Annotated in this window: 25 protein-coding genes; 19 read left to right on the top strand and 6 right to left on the bottom strand. The window is 50.7% G+C overall.

Translation table 11 applies throughout. The annotated features are described in order from the left end of the window. Window positions 1-261: 261 nt before the first annotated feature. Window positions 262-591 carry a hypothetical protein gene (locus RNAN_RS15055; protein ID WP_008223334.1) on the bottom strand — a complete coding sequence of 110 codons (330 nt, stop codon included), beginning with the start codon at window positions 589-591 and terminating at the stop codon, window positions 262-264. A gap of 368 nt (window positions 592-959) precedes the next feature. Between RNAN_RS15055 and RNAN_RS15050 the strand changes: the two genes are divergently transcribed. The 3 genes from RNAN_RS15050 (at window position 960) to RNAN_RS15040 (ending at window position 5,439) form a co-directional block, all read left to right on the top strand. Further along, window positions 960-3,311 (top strand): sigma factor-like helix-turn-helix DNA-binding protein, encoded by a 2,352-nt coding sequence (locus RNAN_RS15050; RefSeq protein ID WP_148275757.1) that lies wholly within the window; start codon window positions 960-962, stop codon window positions 3,309-3,311. A 60-nt stretch (window positions 3,312-3,371) separates the two neighbouring features. Then, a complete protein-coding gene (locus RNAN_RS19365; RefSeq protein ID WP_008223332.1) occupies window positions 3,372-3,575 on the top strand; it encodes a hypothetical protein in 204 nt (67 codons plus the stop codon). Between the two features lie 103 nt (window positions 3,576-3,678). Further along, on the top strand, window positions 3,679-5,439 hold the full coding sequence (locus RNAN_RS15040; RefSeq protein ID WP_008223331.1) for a hypothetical protein: 1,761 nt from the start codon (window positions 3,679-3,681) through the stop codon (window positions 5,437-5,439). Window positions 5,440-5,490: 51 nt separating this feature from the next. Here the strand turns inward: RNAN_RS15040 and RNAN_RS15035 are convergent, their stop codons facing one another. After that, complete coding sequence (locus RNAN_RS15035) at window positions 5,491-5,850, bottom strand: HPF/RaiA family ribosome-associated protein (RefSeq protein WP_008223330.1); 360 nt, start codon at window positions 5,848-5,850, stop codon at window positions 5,491-5,493. A gap of 316 nt (window positions 5,851-6,166) precedes the next feature. On the opposite strand from RNAN_RS15035, the gene pyrG reads away from it, so the two are divergent. From pyrG to RNAN_RS15015, 4 genes are all read left to right on the top strand, one after another. Continuing rightward, window positions 6,167-7,804, top strand: a complete 1,638-nt coding sequence (gene pyrG / locus RNAN_RS15030; protein ID WP_008223328.1) for a CTP synthase — start codon at window positions 6,167-6,169, stop codon at window positions 7,802-7,804. 58 nt (window positions 7,805-7,862) lie between these two features. Further along, entirely contained in the window at window positions 7,863-9,155 is a 1,293-nt protein-coding gene (gene eno, locus RNAN_RS15025; RefSeq protein WP_008223326.1) for a phosphopyruvate hydratase, read from the top strand. A gap of 170 nt (window positions 9,156-9,325) precedes the next feature. Continuing rightward, window positions 9,326-10,078, top strand: a complete 753-nt coding sequence (locus RNAN_RS15020; protein WP_040552279.1) for a substrate-binding periplasmic protein — start codon at window positions 9,326-9,328, stop codon at window positions 10,076-10,078. Window positions 10,079-10,209: 131 nt separating this feature from the next. Next, entirely contained in the window at window positions 10,210-12,000 is a 1,791-nt protein-coding gene (locus RNAN_RS15015) for a GGDEF domain-containing protein (protein ID WP_008223322.1), read from the top strand. Here RNAN_RS15015 and RNAN_RS15010 read toward each other — a convergent pair. Then, the gene (locus RNAN_RS15010) at window positions 11,987-12,505 is read right to left on the bottom strand and encodes a DUF1569 domain-containing protein (protein WP_008223319.1); all 519 of its coding nucleotides are present in this window, start codon (window positions 12,503-12,505) and stop codon (window positions 11,987-11,989) included. The two genes, RNAN_RS15015 and RNAN_RS15010, sit on opposite strands and share 14 nt — an antisense overlap. 129 nt (window positions 12,506-12,634) lie before the next feature. Between RNAN_RS15010 and RNAN_RS15005 the strand changes: the two genes are divergently transcribed. The 10 genes from RNAN_RS15005 (at window position 12,635) to rpoS (ending at window position 20,201) form a co-directional block, all read left to right on the top strand. Beyond that, window positions 12,635-13,288: a hypothetical protein gene (locus RNAN_RS15005; protein ID WP_008223317.1), complete on the top strand. Its 654-nt coding sequence runs from the start codon at window positions 12,635-12,637 to the stop codon at window positions 13,286-13,288. A gap of 73 nt (window positions 13,289-13,361) precedes the next feature. Continuing rightward, window positions 13,362-13,661 carry a cell division protein FtsB gene (gene ftsB, locus RNAN_RS15000; protein WP_008223315.1) on the top strand — a complete coding sequence of 100 codons (300 nt, stop codon included), beginning with the start codon at window positions 13,362-13,364 and terminating at the stop codon, window positions 13,659-13,661. Continuing rightward, window positions 13,648-14,343, top strand: coding sequence for a 2-C-methyl-D-erythritol 4-phosphate cytidylyltransferase (gene ispD / locus RNAN_RS14995; protein WP_008223314.1), 696 nt, complete (start codon window positions 13,648-13,650; stop codon window positions 14,341-14,343). The genes ftsB and ispD overlap by 14 nt, the downstream gene beginning before the upstream one ends. Next, on the top strand, window positions 14,340-14,819 hold the full coding sequence (gene ispF / locus RNAN_RS14990) for a 2-C-methyl-D-erythritol 2,4-cyclodiphosphate synthase (protein ID WP_008223312.1): 480 nt from the start codon (window positions 14,340-14,342) through the stop codon (window positions 14,817-14,819). Before ispD ends, ispF begins: the two co-directional genes overlap by 4 nt. Continuing rightward, window positions 14,816-15,853, top strand: coding sequence for a tRNA pseudouridine(13) synthase TruD (gene truD / locus RNAN_RS14985; protein WP_008223311.1), 1,038 nt, complete (start codon window positions 14,816-14,818; stop codon window positions 15,851-15,853). The genes ispF and truD overlap by 4 nt, the downstream gene beginning before the upstream one ends. A gap of 3 nt (window positions 15,854-15,856) precedes the next feature. Next, complete coding sequence (surE, locus tag RNAN_RS14980; RefSeq protein WP_008223309.1) at window positions 15,857-16,609, top strand: 5'/3'-nucleotidase SurE; 753 nt, start codon at window positions 15,857-15,859, stop codon at window positions 16,607-16,609. A gap of 1 nt (window position 16,610) precedes the next feature. Then, entirely contained in the window at window positions 16,611-17,249 is a 639-nt protein-coding gene (locus RNAN_RS14975) for a protein-L-isoaspartate(D-aspartate) O-methyltransferase (protein WP_008223307.1), read from the top strand. A gap of 13 nt (window positions 17,250-17,262) precedes the next feature. Then, entirely contained in the window at window positions 17,263-18,165 is a 903-nt protein-coding gene (locus RNAN_RS14970) for a DUF368 domain-containing protein (protein ID WP_008223304.1), read from the top strand. Window positions 18,166-18,282: 117 nt separating this feature from the next. After that, window positions 18,283-19,128: a peptidoglycan DD-metalloendopeptidase family protein gene (locus RNAN_RS14965; protein ID WP_008223303.1), complete on the top strand. Its 846-nt coding sequence runs from the start codon at window positions 18,283-18,285 to the stop codon at window positions 19,126-19,128. Window positions 19,129-19,211: 83 nt separating this feature from the next. Further along, a complete protein-coding gene (gene rpoS / locus RNAN_RS14960; RefSeq protein WP_008223302.1) occupies window positions 19,212-20,201 on the top strand; it encodes an RNA polymerase sigma factor RpoS in 990 nt (329 codons plus the stop codon). Between the two features lie 53 nt (window positions 20,202-20,254). On the opposite strand, the gene RNAN_RS14955 is transcribed toward rpoS, so the two are convergent. From RNAN_RS14955 to mutS, 3 genes are read right to left on the bottom strand one after another with little or no spacing between them, the layout of a single operon-like run. Then, window positions 20,255-20,896: a GntR family transcriptional regulator gene (locus RNAN_RS14955; RefSeq protein WP_008223301.1), complete on the bottom strand. Its 642-nt coding sequence runs from the start codon at window positions 20,894-20,896 to the stop codon at window positions 20,255-20,257. After that, complete coding sequence (locus RNAN_RS14950; protein ID WP_008223300.1) at window positions 20,890-22,077, bottom strand: benzoate/H(+) symporter BenE family transporter; 1,188 nt, start codon at window positions 22,075-22,077, stop codon at window positions 20,890-20,892. Before RNAN_RS14950 ends, RNAN_RS14955 begins: the two co-directional genes overlap by 7 nt. A gap of 46 nt (window positions 22,078-22,123) precedes the next feature. After that, on the bottom strand, window positions 22,124-24,697 hold the full coding sequence (gene mutS / locus RNAN_RS14945; RefSeq protein ID WP_008223299.1) for a DNA mismatch repair protein MutS: 2,574 nt from the start codon (window positions 24,695-24,697) through the stop codon (window positions 22,124-22,126). Between the two features lie 32 nt (window positions 24,698-24,729). Here mutS and RNAN_RS14940 point away from each other — a divergent pair, with 32 nt between their 5' ends. Together RNAN_RS14940 and recA are read left to right on the top strand one after the other, a co-directional pair. Next, the gene (locus RNAN_RS14940; protein WP_008223298.1) at window positions 24,730-25,230 is read left to right on the top strand and encodes a nicotinamide-nucleotide amidohydrolase family protein; all 501 of its coding nucleotides are present in this window, start codon (window positions 24,730-24,732) and stop codon (window positions 25,228-25,230) included. A gap of 62 nt (window positions 25,231-25,292) precedes the next feature. Further along, window positions 25,293-26,336, top strand: a complete 1,044-nt coding sequence (recA, locus tag RNAN_RS14935) for a recombinase RecA (protein ID WP_008223297.1) — start codon at window positions 25,293-25,295, stop codon at window positions 26,334-26,336. Window positions 26,337-26,496 lie beyond the last annotated feature (160 nt).

Below are 26,496 nucleotides of genomic sequence, written 5' to 3'. Positions count from 1 at the left end.
ACCAATCCGCCCATTACGGAAATGGATGCGCTTTGGAATCAGGTTAAAAAGCAAACACCGCGCTAGTGTCTGCAAGATAGTAGTTCTAACGTCGAGATGCGGACGATGTAGCCGCTTGGTACCATGACATTACAATGGAAGTGGAGTACTTTTCTTAGCTGTCTTTGCTCCCTCGTCTAGTTCGTAAGCTGACGATAAGGCCGGCGTGCAGCAGGCCTTTCTATTTTCCTGATAATTATTGAAACCTAAGCCAGGTTATAGCTACTCTGCTTTAAGATACTCACCATTAGCCAGATAGAGCATTTCACCGTCCCAGCCTGTATAAGATTCTGCAGACTTAACGTCAAACTCTGCGGTGCCACTATAGGTAAAGCTGCCGCTGTACCAAACATCGCCAGTGCTGTCTGTGTAAACCGTACCGGAATAGTTTTTATCATCGCGGCTTATATCAACATAAACACCACCATCAGCGCCACCTATCCAAAGGGCAGAAACCGGCACAGGCTCGGGCCTGAACTCTGGCTCAGAGCTGGTTACCGGTTGGCAGGCAATTAAAAACAGAATAACTATACAGGTGAAAATCCGCTTCATGCTGAAAACTCTCCAAGACCCTCAATAACGAGTTTCTTTTATTTAGGGTGATAGTCTAGGTCGGTATAGTCGTCTCTGAACTCCCCAATATAGGAGTTTGGCCGAGGATCCAGCATCCAGGGTGTCTTTTTTCCAGCCATATCGACCAATCGTTTTACCGTTAAAGTGGGAACGGAGCAATTTATTTGGTTAATTTGCTTCAACGCCATTTCTGGCTTTTGTTAATCAGACGGATTCATCCTCAGTTATCGCAAACACAAATACCCACTGTACCTATAACCTGTTGTAAGTTATGCAAAAGCAATGTAGTGTTCTGTACATTATATTTACAAAGGCAGAGATATCCGTGATTAAATACGGATTTTCCGTTGAGTAAAAACAATTTCAAATCTGGAGTCGAATCTACTATGGATGTTGGAAAAAACGAAATTTTACAAGAAATATCTCCAATATTTAAGGAAAGAGCCTCCCTAATTCCTATAGATGTTATTGGATTACCAACGCGCGCTCGTAATGTTCTAATCTCTCTTGGAGCCCGAAATAGCTATGAAGCTGTGCTTCTGGCTTTGTCCGAGCTATCCGAATCGGAGGGTGTTGGTGTTAAGACAGTTGCAGAGACAAGCTCTGCAGTTTATAAATTCATACAAGAGGTCGAGTCAGCTTCGGACGAAAAAATAAAACGCTATGTTGATCCTAGAGAAGAATTTCTCTCGTCGACAAATGGTAATCTTGTTGAAGCATTTCCAGCGATTGTTGAGCTGTATCTATCAAGAAAGAAATCATCTAATATTAAACGGGATACTGATGTTATTAAAAAGCGTTTTGGTTTAAATGGAAATAAAAGATACACATTGGAGGATCTTGGTGCGTTTTATGACGTCACACGGGAAAGGATAAGGCAAATTGAAGAAAAGTCTATTAAAGAGCTAAAGTTGGCTTTAATGGACGAATTAAGAAAAAGCACTTGGAAACTATCTCCTCAAATATATGCAGCTTACAAATCGTTTCAAGAGAGTATGAAAGTATATGAGTGGTTGATTTTAAAAGAAGATATAGAAAGAATATTCGTTGAAAAGTGTGGGGAAACCCTAAGTGAAGAGTATTTAGATTTACTTATGGAAGTATCTGGATACACAAAACTTCCTAAAAATATTGTCGGATTCAGAGGGGAGATATCAGAAGCCTGGTGTATTGCTGAAAAATACGAAAAGCATGAGATTGAATCTGTTTTTCAAGCTCTTGATCATATATATGATAGAGCTAATTCTTTGCCTGTTTTCGATTTAATAGTGAGCGCAAAGCGAAAAAGTGGAAAGAAATCGAGCATTTCGAATGACTCTATAAAAATTGCGCTATCTGCCACCAAAGATATTGAAATACACGATGATAGCATTCTTGTAAAGTTCTCAAGGCTTCGAAGCGCTGCAGATAAGGCTTTTCGCGTTCTCGAATCCTCCGGAAAGCCTATGCACTTTTCAAAGATCTCTCAGGAAATAAATTTTTTGTCAAAATCATCCGTTTATTCAGATTTGATCAAAGAAACAAACTTGAAGAATCAGTTGGTTGCTGATGACAGATTTGTTCCTATTGGAAAGAGCGGGGAATGGGCGCTGGCAGCTTGGGAAAATGTAGCCAATATAACGATAGTGCAAGCTATTGAGAACATTTTGCACACAGCGGGAAAGCCGCTTAAGTTTATCGAGATAAAGCTAGCTTTAGAAAAAATTAGGCCAGATGCCTCCCCAAGATCTTTAAAAGTCTATTTAAGTGACCAATCAAAATTTTCGAGAGTTGGGCGTGGTGAGTATGCTCTAAGTGCATGGAGGCTCCAATCAGTAGAAAAAGCCAAAAAGAGTGAATACATTCTAGTTTCAGAATTTAATGAGGTCATAAAAGCCGTTATTGGAGATAGAAACCCCATAGATCTTTCTGATTTGATACGAGCCGTGTCTGCATCCACTGGTCTGTCTGAGGTAAGTGTTAGGCAAAGGGTATGCTCTACCAATGCGCTTCAAATAACTCAGAAAAATGGTGGGAGAAATAAAATAGTTTATTGCAAAGACATAGATGAATTGAGTGCAAGGGTTGAGGAACGAACCCTTCTCCTAGATCAGGTTCAGCAAGAAATTAGATCAATTTTGTTCGAGCAGCCGAATATCCCAATTAAAAAAGGAGATCTTTTTAAAGAGGTATCGAAGAACGTAGAATGCATTCGTCCAACGTTCTATCAGTATCTGGAAAGAATGAAAGATATTCATAAGTACAAAGAAGGAAATAATTACTATGCGGTTTATTATCATAACGAGGATGTAGAAAAGATTGGTATCGATATAACAAAATATACAGCAAACAGTAAGACCATTTCCATGCTTAATAGGCCATTGTCATTGTTGACGATAGAGAACGTTGATATAGCTTTGTTTGAGTTAGGGCTGATATTTGAAACAAGCGTAAAAGACTATTTAACAAATAAAAAAGCGAGTGGAGCACTTGATGTAAGTTCAAAGGATATGGCAAAATTATCGAACATGATTGACTGTGTGGTTAGAGAAGGCATTGTTACAAAAGGACATCATCTGAATACACTAAGAGAAGAAAGAAACAATAGGGCTCATGGAAAGACACCTAGTGAGCATGAAAGGAAAGAATTATTTAATAAAGCACATTATATCGCTGAGCTTTTCGTTAAGTACATCTGTTTTTTTCGTGACAATGTATAAAAAATTTAACAGTCCGAGGCAATCAGACCTCTCTCTACTCGGCCGATGTTCGGAGCGTTTGTGCACAAAAAATTAAGTTATTTAACTGAAAATGTGAGAAAGGGGGCGGAGCAATTTTGGGGTTGGTTAATTAGCTCCGCCCCTTTTCTACAAAAACGCTTTTGCGCGGTAGAGCAGGCCTTAGCAGAACAAGGCAAAATGCCCGAGCAGTCAGACTTAGCCGAAATGGATGCGCTGTGGCAGAAAATGAAACGATTGTGTTAATGTTGGTAAATTGATATAACAATAGCGACAGATACAACAAAACCCGCCTGATGGCGGGTTTTGTTGTATCTGCATGGAAGAATAATAACCACAAGGTCATGATATGCTTAAGAAAATGATTGCGTCATTTTGTTGTCTGGTGTTAACCGCTTGCGCCAGCAATACGATAAAAACCACCCGTATCGATCAGGTTAAGCAACTCAGTGATGGACACGGTGTTGTTGCCTTGCAACTGGTAAATAACACTGAGCGTTTATCACGCTATCACGCTGATTGGACCGAAGTGCTGGCCGTCAGGCTGGATAACCGTGACCAGCTGCGCGAACAAGCTATTGCGGCGGCGAAAGCAAAAGCTGAAGCAGAAAAAAAACGTTTTGATGAAGCTAAAGTGGATTGGAGCCCGGATATTTATACGCTGGCGCCCTCAGCTGAAGGCGTAGTGAGTAGCCAGCTGTTTGTCGGCACTATGCCAGCCGGTGAATATATGATTGCCGGGCTGTACGCGCATTATTCTGACGGTAATGTATCCGCCTGGATCCAGATGCCGGTAAGGCATGCCGCGGGCGTGTTTCACATTAAACCGGCTGAACTGACCAGCCTGGGCACCTTGGTGTTTCAACCCTTACTGGATGTAAAGTCTGAGAGTTTCTGGAGTAATTCGAGCTCACAAAAGGCTTTTGTGACAAGGGTACCGGAGCAGGCGCTGACCGATTATGTGCTGGCTAAATATCCTCATCTGCGGTCATCACTGAATGTGGAGCAGCCGCTGACCTGGCAACCAGATGGCTTTGATAACCTACGCCAGCAACTGGCTGAAGAGGCACAGAAAAATGCCTGGGGTAATCTGGCATTACCCTTGTCGCATCATGGACATGCGGTACTGATGTCGCGCTTTGGCTTACTGCATTACCTGGACAAACGAGGCGACTGGCACAGTACCAAGCTGGATACTAATGCCCAGCTAACGTCCGTTGTTGATACGCCGGATTACATTGCAGTCGGCGCTGAGCGGGGGCAGTTGTTTGTGGCATCGTCATGGCAAAGTGGTTGGCAGAAATATACGCCGGTGTCATCTGCTGAGGCTATTGTTTGGCTGCGCAAAGGCGCGGATCGTTATTACGCGATGACGCAGTCTTCATCGGCCTTTACGGTGTATCAGACCTCCTCGTTGCAGCAGGGGTGGCAACAGATCGGTCAGTTTAAGCGCAAGGAGTTTAGCTTCTTAGTGCAATATGGGGGCGTGTTCGCATTTCTCGACCGGCAAGGCAAGCTCAAAGTGCTCAATGACAGTGAGCTTAACCACTATGACGAGGTATCCGGGCAATGGCGCAAAAATAAATCGCAAGCCATGGTGAAACTGACACAGTTAGTGGATGGCAGTCTGCTTGGTGTGGCCGTTAGCCAATGGGATGGTATTGGCGACCAGCAACTGAGTGTCGATGATGGCGTAAGCTGGCAGCCGCTGCGCCGTAATCTTGGTATGTTTGGCGACAGAGCCGCTGAAGCCGGGTTGGCAGCTAAACTGGCTGACGGTACTCTGGTTACGCTCAGTCGGGAGCGGGATAGTGCAAAACAAAGCAGCCAAATGTATTTGATGAGCGCAGAAGGTGGCAAACTGAACGTTAAAAGCAGTTGGCAACGGCGTGGGGCAGTGCGTGAAGATTGCAATATATTGTTGCCTGAGCTGACCTATCAGCAAACCCTACATTTGCTCTGCACTGAAGGGGATATCATTAGCACCAGTGATTTTGGTCAAAGCTGGCAAACCATGAAAAACGTTGATATCCAAGCTTTACAGCTTCGTTTTGAACAGCTGCTTGACGCTATGAAACAACAAACCGAGCAAACAGCATCCAGTTTATAAACCTTAACTCTTCATAAGCAGAAGCGGTATTCCCGCTTCTGCCTGATGCCGTTAGACCACTTCACTCTCAGTACTAAGGCTACTGTTACGAATATGTTTAGCGCGCAATTTCCCGGTTACGGTGGCCAGCTTGCGCTGCAGTTTATCGGCGGCGCCATTGATGGCCTGGCCTACGCTGGCGGCGTGTTCGGTAACAGCCACTGGATCTAAGCCTTCAAAGCGGGCTTCGAGTAAACAACGCTTATCGGCGCTGTCGCGTTTTTGCTGGCCGTTTTCATCGCCTAAGTGCACTTCAATACGGGTGAGATGATCAGTAAAGCGGCTTAGCTTGTTTTGCAGCGTATCACTGATAAATTCAGCTAGCCGTTCGTCTGACTGAATATGACGGTCTGTATGAACTTGAACTTGCATAGGCTACTCCTGTGTTGACTTAAGTCGGCAGTATGTACCATTAAGCAGACCCTGTCGGCGTCGAAAGGTTTCCATCTGCTTAGCAATATCTGGCGATGCTATCGTGTTACATCAAGGCCTGCGGCTAACTTTATTCGTTAAAATCGCCTGCAGCGGTAGCTTTACGTTGAGTGGTGCCAGACGCTTTGCTATACTTGCCTCCCGTCCTGATACCAATTCTTGCACAACCGTTATCCCCCTGTGTTTACCGCACCGGGCGCTGACTTTTTTGCAGTTTTGGTATTCATTTATTGATTAACAAGGTCTCAGGGGTCTTATGACTACAAGATATATCTTTGTGACGGGTGGTGTGGTTTCCTCCTTAGGTAAAGGCATTGCTGCAGCATCTTTAGCCGCCATTTTAGAAGCACGTGGCCTAAAGGTTACCATCCTTAAACTTGACCCCTACATTAACGTAGATCCGGGCACCATGAGCCCGATTCAGCACGGTGAAGTGTTTGTCACCGAAGATGGCGCCGAAACCGACCTGGATTTAGGCCACTACGAGCGCTTTATCCGCACCAAGATGAGCAAGCTGAATAACTTTACCCAGGGCCGTATTTACGCCGACGTGTTGCGCCGTGAGCGCCGTGGCGACTACCTGGGTGCCACTATTCAGGTGATTCCGCATATTACCAATGAGATTAAAAGCCGTGTGGTCGCCGGTGCTGAAGGCTTTGATATTGCTATCGTTGAAATTGGCGGCACGGTGGGCGACATCGAGTCACTGCCGTTTTTAGAAGCCATTCGCCAGTTAGGCACGGAAGTGGGGCGTGAGCGCACTTTATATATGCACCTGACGCTGGTGCCGTATTTAGGCACGGCCGGCGAGATTAAAACCAAACCAACGCAGCATTCAGTAAAAGAGCTGCGCTCTATCGGTATTCAGCCGGATATTCTGGTGTGCCGTTCAGACCGTGCTATTCCGTCAAATGAGCGGGCAAAAATTGCCCTGTTCACTAACGTGGAAGAAAAAGCCGTAATTTCGCTAAAAGACGTGTCCAGCATTTACCAAATTCCGGCGCTGTTAAAATCACAGGGCCTGGATGATTTAGTCTGCCGCCGTTTTTACATTGATGCGCCAGAAGCCGACTTATCTGAATGGGAGCAGGTGCTGTATCAGGAGTCTAACCCTACCGGCGAGATTACCATTGGTATGGTGGGTAAATATGTTGAGCTGCCCGATGCCTATAAATCAGTTAACGAAGCGCTGGGCCATGCCGGCCTGAAAAACCGTGTCACGGTGAATATCAAATACATCGACTCGCAGGATGTGGAAAGCAAAGGCGTGGCTATCCTTGCCAGCGTAGACGGCATTTTAGTACCCGGCGGCTTTGGTGAGCGCGGCGTTGAAGGTAAAATACTGGCGGCGCAATACGCCCGTGAAAACAAGGTGCCGTATTTAGGTATCTGTTTAGGGATGCAGGTGGCGCTGATTGAGTATGCCCGTAACGTGGCGGGCATGGCCGGTGCCCATTCAACCGAATTTAATAAAGACACCGACTATCCGGTAGTGGGCCTGATTACCGAATGGCGTGATGCTGATGGCTCGGTAGAAAAACGCACTGATAAGTCTGACCTTGGCGGCACCATGCGTTTAGGCAGCCAGAACTGTAACCTTATAGAGAAAACCAAAGCCCGGGAAATTTATGGCAAAGCGGTTATTCAGGAGCGGCATCGTCACCGCTATGAAGTGAATAACCACTTACGGCCGAAATTAGAAGAGGCAGGATTAGTGGTATCGGGTTTGTCGGCCGACAACCAGCTGGTGGAGATGATTGAAATACCGTCGCACCCGTTTTTTGTCGCCGGCCAGTTCCACCCGGAATTTAATTCGACACCGCGCGATGGTCATCCGCTGTTTCAGGCCTTTGTTGCCGCGGCATACAAAGCGCAAAAGCAGCAACGCGTATAACTTTGCTAAGCCGTGCCTTCCAGTACGGCTTTTTTCGTTTTAACAGGGAAAATTAAGCATGTCTGAAATTGTAAAAATTATCGCCCGTGAAATCATGGATTCCCGCGGCAACCCAACCGTTGAAGCCGATGTGTATTTAGCCAGTGGTGCTATGGGCCGTGGCTGCGCGCCATCAGGTGCCTCTACCGGTTCACGCGAAGCGTTAGAGCTGCGTGACGGCGATAAAAGCCGTTATCTGGGCAAAGGCGTAACCAAAGCCGTGGCCAATATTGATGGCCCTATTCAGGCCGCCCTGAAAGGTCAAAATGCCTATAACCAGGCGCAAATCGACCAGATCATGATCGACTTAGACGGCACTGAAAGCAAAAGCAAGCTGGGTGCTAACGCCATTCTGGCGGTGTCATTAGCCGTAGCACGCGCTGCGGCAGCCGATAAAAAGATCCCACTGTATCAGCACATTGCCGACTTAAACGGCACACCAGGCGTATACAGCATGCCAGTGCCGATGATGAATATTATCAACGGTGGTGAACATGCGGATAACAACGTCGACATTCAGGAATTTATGGTGCAGCCGGTGGGCGCCAAAAGCTTTGCCGAAGCGCTGCGCATGGGCGCGGAAATTTTCCACAGCCTGAAAAAAGAGCTGCAAAAGCGCGGCTTAAATACCGCTGTGGGTGATGAAGGTGGTTTTGCGCCAGATTTAAAATCAAACGAAGAAGCACTGTCTGTAATTGTAGACGCGGTTAAAGCGGCCGGTTACGAAATGAATAAAGATGTGACGCTGGCGCTGGACTGTGCGGCGTCTGAGTTTTATAAAGACGGCAAGTACGTATTAAGCGGCGAGAACAAGAGTTTTGACTCTTACGGCTTTAACGACTATTTAGCCGGTTTAACCCAGCGTTACCCCATCGTATCGATTGAAGATGGCCTGGATGAAAGCGACTGGGATGGCTGGAAAGACTTAACCAATAAAATTGGTAGCAAGGTACAGCTGGTGGGCGATGATTTATTCGTTACCAACACCAAAATTTTAACCCGCGGTATTGAGCAGGGTATTGGTAACTCTATCTTAATTAAATTCAACCAGATAGGTTCGTTAACCGAAACCCTGGCAGCGATTAAAATGGCCAAAGACGCCGGCTTTACTGCCGTTATTTCACACCGCAGCGGTGAGACCGAAGATGCTTTTATTGCCGATTTGGCCGTAGGCACGGCAGCAGGGCAGATCAAAACCGGTTCACTGTGCCGTTCTGATCGGGTGTCGAAGTACAATCAGTTACTGCGTATCGAGCAGGAACTGGGCGGCAAGGTGCCGTACAAAGGCCGCAGCGAAATTAAAGGCCAGTAGTAAGAGGCCAGCAATCATTAGCACAAACAAAGCCACCGCAAGGTGGCTTTGTTGTTTTAAATGACGCCATTAGCGCTTAGCTGAACAAAATTTGCACTGCGCCGGCTTTTGGCATATGGTGACGGCAATATAGGAACACGCTAATGTAACTTAAGCTGGCGGAAAGGATAATGCGAAACCGGTTGTATCCATATTATGCTGTATTGCTTTGGTTTAGCAGTGCCTTTTTTATCCTGCCAGCTCAGGCCGAGCCGGCATTTCGGGTGGCTATTTATTACCCGCAGGTGCCGCCTTATATGTATGCCGGTAAGAATAATACGCCACAGGGCGTGATCCCTGAGCTATTAAACGCTTTTTTCGCACAACAACCCTATACCTTGCAATACGTGTATGAAAACCGCTACCGGGCCGAAGTTGGCCTGTACGACGGCAAGTACGATGCGTCGGTGTTGTCAGCCAAATGGACCATGCAACCTGAAGACTTGTTGTTTTCCCAGCCCGTGCTTGAACATCGTGACTATTTATATGCTACCAGCCCTTTAAATGATGAGCCGGCCAGTTTGACCGGCAAAACCATCTGCCTGCGCCGGCATTACATTTACAGCGCAATAAACGCTGCGCTGCAAAGCGGTGACCTGATCAGAATTGACGCTGAATCTGAATTTGATCAATTTAATATGTTAGTGAATAACCGCTGTCAACTGGCTTATATGAATGAACATGTCGCCAGCTGGCTGGTAAATAATCATTTTTCTGCGCACACCTTTTACCGCCAGCATCAGGCCGCCGATAAAACTGAGCTGACATTGGCATTACACCCGAAATGGACGCGGTTAAAACCGCGGCTTGATGCCTTTATCCGCGAAGCCCATCGTACCGGCTTTATTGATCGCGCCTTAGCCCGGCATATGAAAAAGCCTTAATAAATCACTTAACCGAGCCAGGTTGTCATAAAACAGTCATCGCGGCGTCTTATTATCGGCACCGTTATCAGGACGATAATCGTTGGCATCGGACAGCTCTGGCCTGTAATGTATTAGCCGGGTAAGTAAATTTGGGACTCAGTGATTTTCACCGCCAGGAACTGCAGCGGATCATCAGTGGCAGGCTGCTTACGCCATTGTTTCAGCCGTTAGTTTCTTTGGTAGACGGTAGCATTTTGGGTTACGAAGCGCTGATCCGCGGTCCGTCTGATAGTGCGCTGCACTCGCCGTTATTGTTGTTTAAAACGGCACAAAGCTTCGATTTGTTGGAACCACTCGAGTTGCTGTGCCGCCAGCTGAGTATTCAGGCGTTTGCTGACAGCGGCGCTGCTGGTCAGTTGTTTATTAATGTTAACCCCATGCTGTTATTAACATCAGATCATCCGTCGGGTCTGACAAAAAGCTATATCCAACAGGCGGGCCTGGCACCGGAGCGGATAGTTATTGAGTTATCTGAGCAGTTTCAGGTTGAAGACACCGACTTGTTTATCAGCGCCGTTAAGCACTACCGTGAATTTGGTTTCAAAATTGCTATTGATGATCTGGGCAGTGGCTTCTCCGGCTTAAAACTGTGGTCTGAACTGCGGCCTGATATCGTCAAGATTGACCGCTATTTTGTCGACCAACTGCACAGCGACCCAATAAAAAAAGCCTTTGTAAAAAATATTATTGAACTGGCAAAAAGTACCGGCTCATTGATCGTCGCTGAAGGCATAGAAACCAGTGAAGAGTTACTGTTTTGCCGCGAGCTGGGGGCCGATATCGGCCAGGGCTATTTGCTGGGTAGGCCAAACGCTGACTGTGTCGAAGTACCCTTGGCAGCATTATCACTGCTACGGCAGGACAAAGCCTTATCGTTAAATGAATCCTTAGAGCCGGTGGTAACTAAGGTAGTAGCTGTGCCTGCTCAGCTGGCTGCGCAGCAAGTGGCTGCGCTGTTTGCCGCTGATAAACAATTGGCCTGTGTGGCGGTGGTAAACAAAGAGCAGTTACCACTTGGTTTGGTAAGCCGCAGTATGATTAACGAGCGTTTTTCGCATCCTTTTGGCCGGGCGCTTTACGAAAAAAAACCTATCCATCAGTGTATGGAGCCGGCCATCATAGTCGAGCGCACTTTATCTATGGATGACTTAAGTGGCGTGCTGACGGCAGAGGTGAACGATGATGCCAGCCCGTATTTTATTGTCACTGAGCAGGGCCGTTATTATGGCCTGGGGTCGGTGCGTAAAGTATTACGCCAGCTTAGTGAGCACAAAATTCAATTGGCGCGCTATGCCAACCCTTTGACGATGTTGCCGGGCAATGTGCCTATTAACCGGCATATTGATCAGTTGCTGGGCAGTGCTACCGCTTTCACCATTGGTTATATCGATATAGACAGCTTTAAGCCATACAATGATGTTTATGGTTATAGTAAAGGCGATTTGATTATCGAACTGCTGGCGCAGATCATTCAAGCTGAAGTAAGCCAGCACGATTTTGTCGGCCATATCGGCGGTGATGATTTTATAGTGTTGTTCGTCGGTGAAGATGCCACTGTGCGGGCAGAGCGAATTTGCAAGCGCTTTGAGCAGCGCATGGCCAGTTACTATTTACCTGAGCATCTGGCTAGCGCAGGGTTCTACGCCACCGATCGGCTCGGCAGCCCGTGCTTTTATCCCTTGTTAACCTTGTCGATAGGTTTGGCGACGCCCGATCTCAGCCAATGCAGTAACCATCATGATGTCGCTGCGTTGGCATCGGATGCCAAGCAGCAAGCCAAAAAGATTACGGGCTCTGCTGTGTTTTGCAACAAGCGCAGGGTGCCTAATCATCTAGCCGCTTTATCTGACGGCGTAAGCCCTAAGGTCATGACAGGCTGATTTGCTCTAAGTGGTTTTGTATATGCAAGTAATGCGCGCTGTAATACTGCTGTTTGGTTAAATTGCCATAAGCAAAGTGCGGCGTTAAATCGCCCTGCCAGCTGATAAAAAGCTCAAGTTCATGAATAAGCTCGGCCAGCGCAACATCGGCAGGCACAGCGTTAACCAGCGCTGGGGCGCCGGGAATGGCTTCGTCCAAAGGGTGCTGCATAGTGCCGGCCGCCGCAAAGGCGTTAAAGGCTAAACTTCCGGCGGTATATTGAAACAGCGTGCTGTTAGCCAGCGGATACCCCAAGCGGGAATAGCGTACGCTTTGCGCCAGATGCTGAAAAATTTCGCTGACATTCCAAATGCCACTGCTGCTTAGCTTATTTGCAGGCAGCCTTTTCAACGTTAGCACTAATTGCTCAAGCGGATAGTGGCGCGCCATAGCCGCTACTTTGGTGCCAATAATAGCCGCTGCCGGAGCCGCCAGTGCAAGCTGCAGAAATTGCCGTCTGTTCATAAAGCCTCACTGCTGTTTATAGCAGACTAATCGATTTGCCCGGCTGCGGCTATGGTGGCAGGTGAATTTATCGCTTACCCGCGCAGGATTTGCTTGTACAAGCCCCGGCGGATTGGCTAACATCTGGCCATGATCGATGCCGGCGCAACCCAACCGCATTTCTGGCAGGTGTCCAGAGAAAACCAGACTTATACCGAGCTGTGTAACGCTTTGTATGAGCGTGAACTGCTGCGCCTGTCACAGCTCAGCACCGAGCAACTATTGCGCTTGCCAAACCGGCTGGCCAGTTTGCCTTTTTATATTCGCCGTGCTGCCAGCAATATCTTGCAGCAGCAAACCGAGCTGCAGTTAGACAGCCAGAACGCGTCCTGGTTTGCCAAACAGGCTGGCAGTTGCCCGGCGCGCAAGCAGCAGGCCGATCCGATAGATGCGTTTTACCGCAAATACGCTAAACCCGGTTTAATTGTGCCGGTTTACATAACCCAGCTGACGCACGAACAAATAGTGCTCGATAGTGTTGATGAAGTCGATAGCGAAGGCATGCGCCTGCATTGTAATGAGCAAGGTTGGTTTAGCTTCGGCGGTACGCCGCTGGAAACCGGCAACAGCGATAAATTTTTGCTAAAACCGGCTAAAGCCATTATTACCGCCGCCTGTTGTGGCCACCAGTGGTTAAATGGTGATAAAAAGCCGCCGCGTTTGCTCAGCCTGCGTGAGTTGTTACTGGCCAGTCGGATTAACTGGCACAATTTTGCTAAGCCGCTGCCGGCCTTGTTAACCTGATGTGGTGTTTCAGGCTTTGCAATCGCCCGCTCAGGCTTCATAATAGCCACATCCTGTCAAATGAAGCTGTTTTATGCGCTTACTTACTGCCCTGTTACTGATTGTGCTGGCGCTGCTGCAATACCGGCTGTGGTTTGGTCAGCACAGTATTGCCGATTATTTCCGCCAGCAAGAAGAGCTACGCAGCCAGCAGGCCAGTAATCTGGAGCTGGAAAAGCGTAACCGGGTACTGCGCGCCGACGTAAAAGACTTACAACAAGGCCTGGACGCTATTGAAGAGCGGGCCCGCAACGAGCTTGGGCTGATCCGCCAGGATGAAGTGTTTTTCCGCGTATTTAGCCAAAGCGGCGGGGGCAATAATGCAAAACCCTGAGTGGCCGGCGATTGCTGCTATTATGCCGGCGGCGGGTATTGGCAGCCGCATGCAAGCGGCGCTGCCAAAACAATATCTGCAGCTGCATGGTAAAACTCTGTTGGAGCATAGCGTAGCGCGGTTACAGGCGGTGCCAGCGGTAAGCGCCATTTGGCTGGCGCTGGCGCCTGATGACAGCTATTTTGCCGCCACGGCGCTAGCGCACAGTGATATTCAGCGCGTTAAAGGCGGCGCCGAGCGGATGCACTCGGTGCTAAACGCGCTGCAGTTTATTGACGAGCATCATTATCCCTGGGTTTTAGTGCATGATGCCGCCCGGCCACTGGTGCGCCCTGACGACATTGAAAAGCTGATCACACAGTGCTTAGCGGCCAATGAGGGCGGCATTTTGGCCTGCAGAGTGCGCGATACCATGAAACGTGGTGAGCTCTGCGTAGCAGAAACCGTCAGCCGTGAGCATTTATGGCATGCGCTGACGCCGCAGTTTTTTCCTACCGCTATGCTAAAGGCGGCGCTGAAAGATGCCATTCAGGCCGGTGTCGCGGTAACCGATGAAGCCTCTGCCATGGAGTGGGCCGGCCATAAGGTGCTGCTGGTCGAGGGGCGTAGTGACAATATTAAAATTACTCAGCCGGCCGATCTGGCGCTGGCAGCATTTTATCTGGAGCAGTTAGCACAATGACAATGCGCATTGGCCATGGCTTTGATGTCCATGCATTTGGTGGAGAGGGCCCAATTACGCTGGGCGGTGTAAAAATTGCCTGCGAACAGGGTTTGCTGGCCCATTCTGACGGCGATGTGTTGTTACATGCACTTTCGGATGCGCTACTGGGTGCTTTGGCGCTGGGCGATATCGGCCATCACTTTCCTGATACCGACGCTGCTTATAAAGGCATAGACAGCCGTATTTTGCTGCGTAAAGTGTTTAGTGAGGTCAAAGCGCGCGGTTTTGCTATCGGTAATGTCGACATGACCATTATGGCGCAGGCACCGAAAATGGCGCCGCATATTCCGGCAATGCGCCGGTGTATCGCCGATGATTTAGCCTGTGCTATCAGCCAGGTCAATGTAAAGGCCACCACCACCGAAAAGCTGGGTTTTGTTGGCCGTAAAGAGGGTATTGCAGCCGAAGCTGTGGTACTGCTGGTTGGCGCATGAGTGTAGCGCCGTTAGCCTATTTGTATGGTAAGCCAGACGCTAGCGCCTTACTGCGCCAGCAAGCCGATGATTTTATTGTCGAAGAGCAGCTGAATTTTACCCCCAGCGGCAGCGGCGAGCATGTGCTGTTGTATATCGAGAAAACCGGCCAGAATACCCAATTCGTTGCCAAACAACTGGCCGAGCTGACTGGTTTACGCGCCCGAGATATTAGTTATGCTGGTTTAAAAGATCGTCACGCCGTGACCCGTCAGTGGTTTTGTTTTAAATGGCCAATTAAAGCTGAGCTGAATACGCAGCACTGGGTACTGCCCGGTTGTCAGATCCTGCAGATACAACGCCACTACCGCAAACTGCGCTTAGGCGCGCTGAAAGCCAACCACTTTCAGATAAGGCTGCGCCAGGTGTCAGAGGCCAGCAGCGTGCTTAAACGCATTGAGCAGGTAAGCCAGGGTGTGCCGAATTATTATGGTGAGCAGCGTTTTGGCATCAATGGTGGCAACCTGGAACTGGCCCGTCAGCTGTTTGCCGGCCAGAGCATCAGCGATAGGAAACTGCGCGGCCTGGCGCTATCGGCCGCACGCTCTTTTGTATTTAACCAGCAGGTGTCGGCCCGTATCACTGCCGCTATGTTTAACACTGTGCTAAATGGCGACGTGTTGCAGTTAAATGGCTCAGGCTCGGTATTTCGGGTGCCGCTGGCAGAGGCCGGTTTGCAGCAGCGGTTAACTGACTTGGATGTGCACCTAACGGCCTGTCTGCCGGGCCTGGGTGAGCCGATGGTCAGCGCCGACGCAGCGGTATTTGAGCAACAGGTGCTGGCGCAGCACAGTGAGTTGGTGCAGGGGCTGATTGACTACCGTTTAAGTGCAGAGCGTCGTGCCATCAGGCTGCTGCCGCAGCAACTGACATCCAGTGTGCAGGGCAGTGATATGGTGCTGAGCTTTGCTTTGCCCCCGGGCTGTTTTGCCACCAGCGTATTGCGCGAGTTAGTGCAGTACCGCGATTGCAGCAAAACGCAGGATTTGGAGTAACAAATGCGAATTCTTTTAAGTAACGATGATGGTGTGCATGCCAAAGGCATACAGGTGCTGCAGCAGGCGCTGAGTCAAATTGCTGAAGTGACCACTGTCGGGCCGGACCGCAATTGCAGCGGCGCCAGTAACTCACTGACGTTGATTAACCCGCTTAGGGTACAGCAACTGGACAACGGTTTTATGGCGGTAAACGGCACCCCGACCGATTGCGTCCATCTGGCGATCAGTCAGTTGCTGGATTTTACGCCGGATCTGGTGGTGGCTGGCATTAACCATGGTGCTAACTTAGGTGATGACGTGCTGTACTCCGGTACAGTTGCCGCGGCAACGGAAGGCCGCCACCTGGGGTTGCCAGCGCTGGCAGTGTCGTTGGCCGGGCGCGATGAGACGCATTTTACCACCGCAGCCTATGTTACCGTGCAGGTGATTAAAAAGCTGAAATCGCACCCGCTACCGGCCGATCAGATCCTTAATATCAATGTGCCGGCCGTGCCGATTGAGCAGTTAAAAGGTATACAGGTAACCCGGCTGGGCCGGCGTCACAAAGCCGAAACCATGACCAGCGCTACCGATCCCTGGGGGCGTAACATCTACTGGTATGGATCCTTGGGGCCCGAGCTGGATGCCGGTGAAGGCACCGATTTTTATGCTATTGCAAATGGTTATGCGTCTATTACACCATTGCAAATTGATATGACGGCCTACAAAAGTATGGACAGACTACAAACCTGGTTAGAGGGGATCCGGCTGTAACATGGCAGTAGCAACATCACGCAGCGCCGCGGTATTGGCGCAGAAACTTCAAAGCGAAGGCATTAAACAGCAACAGGTATTAGCCGCTATCGCCCATACCCCCAGACACCTGTTTGTCGAAGCGGTGCTGGCGCATAAAGCCTATGAAAATACCGCCCTGCCAATAGGCCAGGGCCAGACCATTTCTCAGCCCTACATCGTGGCGCGCATGACCGAGTTGTTGCTGCAAGATAAGGCGCCGGGCAAATTACTGGAAATTGGTACCGGCTCGGGCTACCAAACGGCAATACTGGCGCGGCTGTTTCCGCACGTTTGTACCGTAGAGCGTATTAAAGCGCTGCAGTTTCAGGCTAAAAGGCGCCTGCAGCAGCTCGACTTACATAATGTGTCGATGAAGCATGGTGATGGCTGGCAAGGCTGGCCCAGTAAAGCACCGTTTGACAGCATTATTGTCACAGCGGCGCCCACCGAAGTGCCGGTAGCTTTGCTACAGCAATTAAGCGACGGTGGCCGGCTGGTGATCCCGGTTGGCGCACAGGAGCAAGTGCTTAGGGTGTATCAGCGCAGCGGTGATGATATTAGCGCGCAGGACATCGAAGCGGTGCGTTTTGTGCCGCTGGTACCAGGTAGTTTGGCCTGAGGCAGGAGTAGCCATGCAGTATCTACAATGGATTATCAAAGGGCTGGCAATGGGCGCAGCCGATGTGGTGCCCGGCGTGTCCGGTGGCACCCTGGCGTTTATTCTGGGGATTTATGAGCGCTTACTGGCGGCCATCAGCAGTTGTAACTTACAGGCGCTACAGCTACTGAGTCGTGGCCGTCTTCAGGCATTCTGGCGCCATATTGATGGTACTTTTTTACTCTGTCTGTTTGGCGGCGTCTTGGCCAGTATTTTCTCGCTGGCCGGGCTTATCAGCTATTTTCTTGAACAGCGGCCCATTCCGCTGTGGGCGTTATTTTGTGCCTTGATAGTAACTGCCTTGCCTCATTTATGCCGTACGCTGCGCTGGACGCTGTGGCGCTTGGTATTGTGTGCGCTCGGTATTGCTTTCGCCGTGCTGGTGGGCATGCTGACGCCGCGTGAGCTGGAGCCCCAGGCCTGGATGTTCTTTGTCGCCGGCGCTGTGGCTATTTGCGCCATGATTTTACCCGGTATTTCCGGCAGCTTTATCCTGCTGATGTCGGGTATGTATGCCCCTGTGCTACTGGCGGTGACACAGCTGCAAGTCGGCATTTTGTTATTGTTTATGCTGGGCTGTATTGTCGGGCTGCTGAGCTTCTCCCGTTTACTCAATTGGTTGTTAGGGCATTATCATGATGCCAGCCTGGCGCTACTGATTGGCGTTGTAATAGGGGCTTTTTATCGTATCTGGCCCTGGCAGAGTGCACAGCAATTGTATTGGCCCTGGCAGTATGCCCGTGAGGTGGCACCGGCCGATGCCGTGGCGGCGTTTGCCAGTGCAGTGCTTGGCGTGGTAATAATGTTACTGTTACTGAATATGGAAAAATGGCTTAAAACCAGTGCACCGGTAAGCGGGCAGCGGCAGGCAGATTAAGCCCAAGGCCCCGGCGATGCTGGGCGGTAAAAGGAGTGCGTTATCCGCTGCGTTGTTAATCTGATAACTGGCTGCTACAAGGACGCTGCCGGGCTATGCTACGGCAAAGGCGCGTTATTGGCTTTGTTATTGGCTGGGTTGTGGGTATTGCCAGGCTGCTCATCGCGCACCGCGCCGGCACCCGTGACCACGCTGGAGCTTAGGGAAAATTTTTATCAGGAGCGTAACCGCGGTAGCCTAAGTGGCAGCAGTTACACCGTGCAGCGCGGCGACACCCTGTATGCGATAGCCTTTCGTGCCGGCAAAGATGTGCGGCAACTGGCCAGTATTAACGGTATTGCCAGCCCCTATACTATTTACCCTGGCCAGCGTCTGAAATTATCTGGCCCGCTGCCAAAGGCCAGTGCCAACACCACACCGGTAATTACGAAAACAACCCCGACCAAAAACACAAATAAGAATAGTTCAAGCCAAGCAAAATCAAATAGTTCGGTAAAACCGGCTAAACCTGTTGCGCCAAAAAATCAAAAGGGTTATGTTCAGACTACAGCGAAAACGCCAGAAAAAACCGCGCATCCTACCTTGAATAGGGACTTGGTGCAATGGCAGTGGCCGGTAAAAGGTAAAATTATTTCCGGCTTCTCCAGTCAGCAGCACGGTAATAAAGGTATCGATATTGCCGGGCGGGACGGTGCCAGGGTTAACGCGGCGGCAAGTGGGCAGGTGGTGTATGCCGGTAATGCCCTACGCGGTTACGGTAATCTGGTTATCATAAAACATAACGAAGATTACTTAAGTGCTTATGCGCATAACCGTAAATTGCTGGTAAAAGAAAAACAAATGGTTACCGCAGGACAGCAGATCGCCGAATTGGGCAGTACTGACGCCACAGATCCCCGGTTACATTTTGAGATCCGTTTTCGTGGCAGTTCAGTAGACCCGTTAAAATATTTGCCAAAATAATAAGATTGACAACAAGTATTATCAGGAATGGATGCGATAGCGCTTGCAAAGCCCCAACACCCTGTAGACGTGGGAGAAAGGATATGGGACAAAAAAGTGACGATGACGTATTAGAGTTTAAAGAAGATGAGTTGTCAGAAGAAACCCTGCTGGAAGATGAGATAGAGCCGGATGCCGCTGCACTGGCCAGTGAAGACAGCAGCACTGATGATATCTTCACCCGCGACGATAGCCAGAAAACCATGGATGCGACGCAGATTTATCTGGGTGAAATTGGTTTTTCGCCGCTGTTGTCCGCCGAAGAAGAAGTGTATTTTTCCCGTCTGGCGTTAAAAGGCGATCAGGCGGCGCGCAAACGCATGATCGAGAGTAACCTGCGCTTAGTGGTGAAAATTGCCCGCCGTTATATCAACCGTGGCCTGGCACTGCTGGATTTAATTGAAGAGGGTAACCTGGGCCTGATACGTGCGGTGGAGAAGTTTGACCCCGAGCGCGGTTTTCGTTTTTCTACCTATGCCACCTGGTGGATCCGGCAGACCATTGAGCGGGCCATCATGAACCAAACCCGCACCATCCGGCTGCCGATCCATGTGGTAAAAGAGCTGAACATTTACCTGCGCGCCGCGCGCGAGTTGTCGCAAAAGCTTGATCATGAGCCAACACCGGAAGAAATAGCGTCCGCGCTGGACCGGCCGGTTGATGAAGTGCGCAAAATGCTCAAGCTAAATGAAAAAATCACTTCGGTTGACACGCCGGTGGCAGGGGCATCAGAGAAACAACTGCTGGATGTGATTGCCGATGAAAAAGAGCTGGGGCCGGAAACCGAGCTGCAGGATGAAGACATTCGTCAGCATCTGGTGGTGTGGTTAAACGAGCTTAATCCGAAACAGCGCGAGGTATTAGCCCGCCGCTTTGGTTTGCTCGGCTATGAACCGTCAACGCTGGAAGATGTTGGCCACGAAATTGGTTTAACCCGCGAGCGGGTGCGGCAAATTCAGGTAGAAGCCCTGCGGCGGCTGCGTGAAATAGTTACCCATCAGGGGCTGAATATCGAAACGCTGTTTCAGGAATAGCGCAGGTACAGGTTAAGCAAGAGTATTAACTAACATAAACACAAAAGGCGCTGTCAGGCGCCTTTTGTGTTTTTCAGATATTGGACCAGCAGGGCACTGGCAGCGCTGATGTGCTCTGTCAGCAAGTGACAAGCGGCAGCCGTGTGACCGCTGCGTAACAGTGTGACCAGTTGCTGATGCTCGCCAGCACTGGTATCGGTGTAGGCCAGAGCCTGCTCCTGATAGCCCAGATAGCGCGCCACCTGTTGGTGTAATAAATCCAGCAAGCGCAGTAAATGCGGTTTGCCACAGCTTTGATACAGCAGGCGGTGAAACTGCCAGTTTAATTCGCCGCGCTGATAGGCAGGCAAGGCCGTGTGCGCCGCTAACTGTGTCAGCAGATCTTCAGCCTGACCCAGCTGGCTGAAACTCAGTGCTGGGGCAGCTAACTGCAGGGCTAACGGCTCCAGTTGCAGCCGCAGCAAACACAGCTCCTCTGCTTCCGCAGCGCTAAAACCGGCCACCTGCATACCGGCTTTACCATGGGCATCAAGCCAGCCTTCGTTCATCAGTTGCTGCTGCACATCGCGCACCACGATACGACTTACCGCATAATGTGCCGCCAGCTGTTGCTGTGTCAGCACCTGTGCCGGTGCCCAGTATTGCAGCTGAATATCCTGCTTTAACTGCTGATACAGCTGCTGTTTTTTTAGCATGCTCTGCTCCGGCGCAGGCCATTAACCACCAGCAGCGTTACTGCGCCGGCAATCAGGCCCCAGAATGCAGCGGCCACGCCAAAGAAACTGACACCACTGGCGGTAACCAGCAAGGTCACTATGGCCGCTTCGCGGTGCTCGCCATCGCTGCTGGCTACCGCCAGATTAGCCCCTATGGTGCCAAGCAGCGCCAGACCTGCCAGGGCGGCAATCATCTCTTTGGGAAAGGCAGCAAACAGCGCCACTACGGTCGCGCCCGCCAGACCCGCTAGCAGGTAAAATATGCCTGCTGCGATACCGGCGATATAGCGTTTGCTTTGCTGTGGGTGCGCCTCCGGGCCGGTGCAGATAGCCGCTGTAATAGCGGCTAAGTTAATAGAAAAGGCGCCCCAGGGCGCCAGCAGCAGGGTCGCCAGCGCTGTGCTGCTAATAAGCGGTGACACCGGCGTCTGATAACCGCTGGTGCGGATAACGGCAATGCCCGGAATATTTTGTGACGCCATGGTCACCAACAGCAATGGCAAGCCAACCCCCAACAGGGCGCTCAGTGACCAGTGCGGTGTTACCCACACCGGCGTGGTAACACTTAGCGTCACGGCGCTGAAGTTAAACTGGCCCTGTGTTACCACACAGAGTAAACCCGTGACTAACACCCATAAAATGGCATAACGTGGTGACAGCCGTTTCGCCAGCAGGTAACTGAGGCACATTATGCCAACCAGTACCGCCTGGCTTTGCAGCGAGCTAAAAATACTCAGGCCAAACTGCAGCAGAATGCCAGCCAGCATGGCGCTGGCCAGGGGTAGCGGAATAAGCCGAGTGAGTTTATCAAACCAGCCGCTTAGGCCAATAACCACACCCAAGGCCGCGGTAAAGATAAACACCCCTATGGCTTCGTTGATGGTTAACCCTTGCAGACTGGTGGCGAGCAGGGCTGCGCCCGGCGTAGACCAGGCGGTAATAATGGGCGCTTTGTAATACCACGACAGGCCGATACAGGTGGCGGCCATACCTATACCCAGTGCCAACAGCCAGGAGGCCATCATGTCCTGACTGGCACCGGCCGCACTGGCTGCTTGCAGCACTATGGCCACCGAACTGGCAAAGCCTACCAGCACGGCGACAAAGCCGGCAACTATCGCCGACAGACTCAGATCTTTGACTCGCATAGCAACACTCAACGATAAAAAGTATACCTAATTTAAAATGTATACATTTTATGTCAAGTTATAACTGCTGTTTTAACTGATACAACAGCTCTAATGCCTGGCGGGCACTGAGGTGATCCGGATCCAGGCCGCGTAGTTGTTCCAGCACAGGGTGCTCAGCCGGTAGCAGTTCAAGCTGGGGTTGTGCTGCTGTAGCCGTAACCTCTGGTGTAGCATTTTGGTTATGCTGCTCCAGCTCGCTGAGTTTATGCCGTGCGCGCTGTATAACTGCTTTAGGTACGCCTGCCAGCTGGGCGACCTGCAAACCAAAACTCTTACTGGCAGCGCCTTCCTGTACATGGTGCATAAACACGATATCATCACCGTGCTCTACCGCGTCTAAGTGCACGTTGGCTAAGCCCGGTAGAGTGCTGGCCAGCTCGGTTAATTCAAAATAATGGGTGGCAAACAGGGTTAAGGCTTTGATCTGGCTGGCTAAGTAATCGGCACAGGCCCAGGCTAAACTCAGGCCGTCGTAGGTACTGGTGCCGCGGCCAATTTCGTCCATCAGCACCAGGCTGTGCTCGGTGGCATGGTGCAAAATGGTGGCGGTTTCGGTCATCTCTACCATAAAGGTCGAGCGGCCTGAGGCTAAATCATCTGAGGCGCCAATGCGGGTGAAAATACGATCGACCGGGCCAATTTCGGCACTGTCGGCCGGCACAAAGCAGCCGATGTAGGCCATTAACACAATAAGCGCGGTTTGGCGCATGTAGGTTGATTTACCGCCCATATTGGGGCCGGTAATCATTAGCATGCGCCGGCTGCTGTTGAGCGTTAAAGGGTTGGCAATAAAAGGCTCGGTTAATACCTGCTCTACCACCGGGTGGCGCGCCTGCTCAAGCTTAATGCCGGTTTGGCTGACCAGTTTCGGCCGGCAATAACGCAAGCTGTCGGCACGTTCGCTAAAGCAGCACAGTACGTCAAGCTCAGCCAGTGCCTGCGCTAACTGCTGCAGCGCGGCCAAATAGGGCGCGGTTAACTCAAACAGCTGCTCATACAATTGTTTTTCCAGCGCTAACGCTTTGCTCTGGCTGCCCAGCACCTTGTCTTCATACTCTTTTAGCTCGGGAATAATATAACGCTCGTTATTTTTCAGCGTCTGGCGGCGCACATAGTCTGCCGGCACCTTGGTATCAGCACTGCGGCCGGTTTCAATGTAATAACCATGAATTTTATTAAACCCTACCTTTAAAGATGCGATGCCGGTGCGCTCGCGCTCACGCCGCTCCAGTTGCTCCAGGTAATCTGTGGCGCCGCTGGCCAGCGCACGCCATTGATCCAGCTCGGCGTTGTAGCCAGGGGCAATGACACCGCCATCACGAATGAGCACCGGCGGCGTTTCAACGATGGCCTGTTGCAACAGTTGCTGCAAGTCGGGCAGCGGCTGGCTGTGCTGGCAGATCTGCCGCAGCAGAGCGCTTTGCTGTGGCTGTAATAACGGCGCCAGCTCGGGCAGTTGGCTTAATGCCTGGCGCAGCCTGGCAAAATCACGCGGCCTGGCGCTACGCAGTGCTAAACGGGCAATCACCCGCTCGATATCGCCAATCTGTTTTAGCAGTGGCTGTAGCTCGTCATACTGCGGCTGTAATTCGGCTACCGCGTCTAAGCGGGCATTCACCTGGGCCTGCTGGCGAAGCGGCGCGTGGATCCAACGTTTTAACAGGCGCGAGCCCATCGCCGTCTGGCTGCGATCCAGCACTGCGGCCAGCGTATGCTCATAGTTGCCGGCCAGGTTTTGCGTCAGCTCCAGGTTACGCCGGGTCGCGGCATCCAGTACGATATTGTCCTGGCTGCGCTCCAGTGCGATGGCGCGGATATGCGGCAGTGCCGCGCGCTGGGTGTCTTTTACATACTGCATGACGCAGCCGGCAGCCATCAGTGCCACCGGGGCATCCTCCACACCAAAACTGAGTAAGTCTTTGGTGGCAAACTGCTGGCACAATAGCCGTTTGGCACTGGCCAGCTCAAATTCCCACTCTGGCCGGCGCCGTGCGCCTTTGCGTTTTTCAGTCAGGTAACTGTCACTGAAATCTTCCGGGTACAACAGCTCTGCCGGGTTTAACCGCTGCAGTAAGGCCGCTAAATCGTCACTGTTATCCACCTGGTTTAATAAAAAGCGGCCGCTGGTTAAATCCAGCTGTGCCAGACCATACTGGCCGCGCTGCTGATAGATAGCACACAGCAGGTTATCCTGCCGCTCGTTTAGTAAGGCTTCATCGGTAACCGTACCTGGCGTGACAATGCGCACCACTTTGCGCTCGACCGGGCCTTTGCTGGTCGCCGGATCGCCAATTTGCTCGCAAATGGCCACCGACTCGCCTAATTGCACCAGCCGTGCCAGATAGCCTTCCACCGCATGATAGGGCACGCCCGCCATCGGGATTGGCGTGCCGGCACTTTGGCCGCGCTTGGTCAGCGAGATATCCAACAGCGCTGCGGCGCGTTTTGCATCGTCGTAAAACAGCTCATAAAAATCACCCATGCGGTAAAACAGTAAAATGTCCGGGTGCTGGGCTTTTAACCCCAGGTATTGCTGCATCATCGGGGTATGTGCGCTTAAGGCTTGCTCCGTTTTCATCTCTGACGGCATAATGGCGTTGTGTATTCCCTGTTGGATAAGCTATGACGGTCGCAGCAGACAGCCTGCAGCTGGCGACAGATTTAGGCCAGCTATTATTACGGAAAAAGTACAGTATCACCACTGCTGAATCCTGCACCGGTGGCGGTATTGCTTATAGTTTAACCGCCGTGCCCGGCAGCTCGGCTTATATTGATCGTGGTTTTATTACCTACAGCAACAAAGCCAAACAGCAGTTACTGGCGGTGCGCAGCGCCACCTTATTGCAATACGGCGCAGTAAGCGAGCAAACGGTGTGCGAGATGGCGCAGGGCGCGGCCACTGCAGCCGGCGCTGACATGGCGATTGCCGTGTCCGGCATCGCCGGGCCAGACGGTGGCTCGGCCTATAAGCCGGTGGGCACCGTCTGTTTTGGTTTTTATCTTAACGGCCAGTTGGCCAGCAGTCAGCTGGTGTTTGCCGGCGACCGGGCTGCCGTGCGCCAGCAAGCCATTCATTACGCGCTGAAACAGAGTATTGCGCTGTTGACAGCAGAAGCAAACTAGACTACTGTACGAGCATACAGTGTTAATTGTCCGGTGACGCCGGCGCAACCATGGATATAAAAATGGACGACAACAAACAAAAAGCCCTTGCTGCCGCTTTAGGCCAGATTGAACGTCAGTTTGGTAAAGGCTCTATTATGCGCCTTGGCGACAGTACCGCCCTGGATATCGAAGCCGTATCGACCGGTTCACTGGGGCTGGATATTGCCCTTGGCATCGGCGGTTTACCTTATGGCCGTATTGTTGAAATTTATGGTCCTGAGTCTTCCGGTAAAACCACCTTAACGCTGCAGGTGATTGCTGAAGCGCAGCGCTCTGGCAAAACCTGTGCTTTTATCGACGCTGAGCACGCGCTGGACCCGGTATACGCGAAAAAACTGGGTGTTGATGTGGATGCCCTGTTGGTATCTCAACCCGACACCGGTGAGCAGGCCTTAGAAATTTGTGACATGTTGGTACGCTCTGCAGCGGTAGACGTGGTCATCGTTGACTCGGTAGCGGCGTTAACGCCCAAAGCTGAGATTGAAGGTGATATGGGTGACAGCCACATGGGCTTGCAGGCACGTTTAATGTCACAGGCGCTGCGTAAGTTAACCGCCAACATTAAACGCTCTAATACGCTGTGTATTTTCATCAATCAGATCCGCATGAAAATTGGTGTGATGTTTGGTAACCCGGAAACCACTACCGGTGGTAACGCACTGAAATTCTACGCTTCTGTGCGTCTGGATATTCGCCGTATCGGCTCGGTAAAAGAAGGTGATGAAATTACCGGTAACGAAACCCGCGTTAAAGTGGTGAAAAACAAAGTCGCACCGCCGTTTAAACAAGCCGAGTTTATTATTCAGTACGGCGCCGGCATTAATAAGTTAGGCGAACTGATTGATTTAGGTGTCGCACAAGGCCTGGTAGATAAAGCCGGCGCCTGGTATGCCTATCAGGGCAATAAAATTGGCCAGGGTAAAGCCAATGCAATGAAATTTTTGCAGGACAACCCGGCGGTGGCAGATGAAATTGAAAAAGAGCTGCGTGCCCGCCTGCTGTTAAAGCCGGGTGAAACACCGGTAGAGCAGGCCATTCCTGAGGCGTTTGAAGCCGACTTATAACAGCTGTTCATCTAACGTTAATAAAGCCAGCCTATGCTGGCTTTTTTTGTAATAAATTTTATCTTGCTGTGTTGTTAAGCCAGCGATAAGCTGTCGGTATGGTAAGTTAAACTGTTGCGCCATCCTGCCCACGCAGTAGAAGCAAGCTGGTATTAGAAAT

This window comes from Rheinheimera nanhaiensis E407-8 (assembly GCF_000296695.1).
GTDB classification, from domain to species: Bacteria; Pseudomonadota; Gammaproteobacteria; order Enterobacterales; family Alteromonadaceae; genus Alishewanella; species Alishewanella nanhaiensis.
The sequence above is the reverse complement of the archived record's forward strand: the minus strand, read 5'-3'. Positions and strand labels throughout refer to the sequence as shown.

Excerpts from the sequence above, each read along its gene's own strand:
- RNAN_RS15055 (WP_008223334.1), bottom strand. The coding sequence starts at position 591 with ATGAAGCGGATTTTCACCTGTATAGTTATTCTGTTTTTAATTGCCTGC.
- RNAN_RS15040 (WP_008223331.1), top strand. The coding sequence starts at position 3,679 with ATGCTTAAGAAAATGATTGCGTCATTTTGTTGTCTGGTGTTAACCGCT.
- RNAN_RS15035 (WP_008223330.1), bottom strand. The coding sequence starts at position 5,850 with ATGCAAGTTCAAGTTCATACAGACCGTCATATTCAGTCAGACGAACGG.
- pyrG (WP_008223328.1), top strand. The coding sequence starts at position 6,167 with ATGACTACAAGATATATCTTTGTGACGGGTGGTGTGGTTTCCTCCTTA.
- eno (WP_008223326.1), top strand. The coding sequence starts at position 7,863 with ATGTCTGAAATTGTAAAAATTATCGCCCGTGAAATCATGGATTCCCGC.
- RNAN_RS15020 (WP_040552279.1), top strand. The coding sequence starts at position 9,326 with ATGCGAAACCGGTTGTATCCATATTATGCTGTATTGCTTTGGTTTAGC.
- RNAN_RS15010 (WP_008223319.1), bottom strand. The coding sequence starts at position 12,505 with ATGAACAGACGGCAATTTCTGCAGCTTGCACTGGCGGCTCCGGCAGCG.
- RNAN_RS15005 (WP_008223317.1), top strand. The coding sequence starts at position 12,635 with ATGATCGATGCCGGCGCAACCCAACCGCATTTCTGGCAGGTGTCCAGA.
- ftsB (WP_008223315.1), top strand. The coding sequence starts at position 13,362 with ATGCGCTTACTTACTGCCCTGTTACTGATTGTGCTGGCGCTGCTGCAA.
- ispD (WP_008223314.1), top strand. The coding sequence starts at position 13,648 with ATGCAAAACCCTGAGTGGCCGGCGATTGCTGCTATTATGCCGGCGGCG.
- ispF (WP_008223312.1), top strand. The coding sequence starts at position 14,340 with ATGACAATGCGCATTGGCCATGGCTTTGATGTCCATGCATTTGGTGGA.
- truD (WP_008223311.1), top strand. The coding sequence starts at position 14,816 with ATGAGTGTAGCGCCGTTAGCCTATTTGTATGGTAAGCCAGACGCTAGC.
- surE (WP_008223309.1), top strand. The coding sequence starts at position 15,857 with ATGCGAATTCTTTTAAGTAACGATGATGGTGTGCATGCCAAAGGCATA.
- RNAN_RS14975 (WP_008223307.1), top strand. The coding sequence starts at position 16,611 with ATGGCAGTAGCAACATCACGCAGCGCCGCGGTATTGGCGCAGAAACTT.
- RNAN_RS14970 (WP_008223304.1), top strand. The coding sequence starts at position 17,263 with ATGCAGTATCTACAATGGATTATCAAAGGGCTGGCAATGGGCGCAGCC.
- rpoS (WP_008223302.1), top strand. The coding sequence starts at position 19,212 with ATGGGACAAAAAAGTGACGATGACGTATTAGAGTTTAAAGAAGATGAG.
- RNAN_RS14955 (WP_008223301.1), bottom strand. The coding sequence starts at position 20,896 with ATGCTAAAAAAACAGCAGCTGTATCAGCAGTTAAAGCAGGATATTCAG.
- mutS (WP_008223299.1), bottom strand. The coding sequence starts at position 24,697 with ATGCCGTCAGAGATGAAAACGGAGCAAGCCTTAAGCGCACATACCCCG.
- RNAN_RS14940 (WP_008223298.1), top strand. The coding sequence starts at position 24,730 with ATGACGGTCGCAGCAGACAGCCTGCAGCTGGCGACAGATTTAGGCCAG.
- recA (WP_008223297.1), top strand. The coding sequence starts at position 25,293 with ATGGACGACAACAAACAAAAAGCCCTTGCTGCCGCTTTAGGCCAGATT.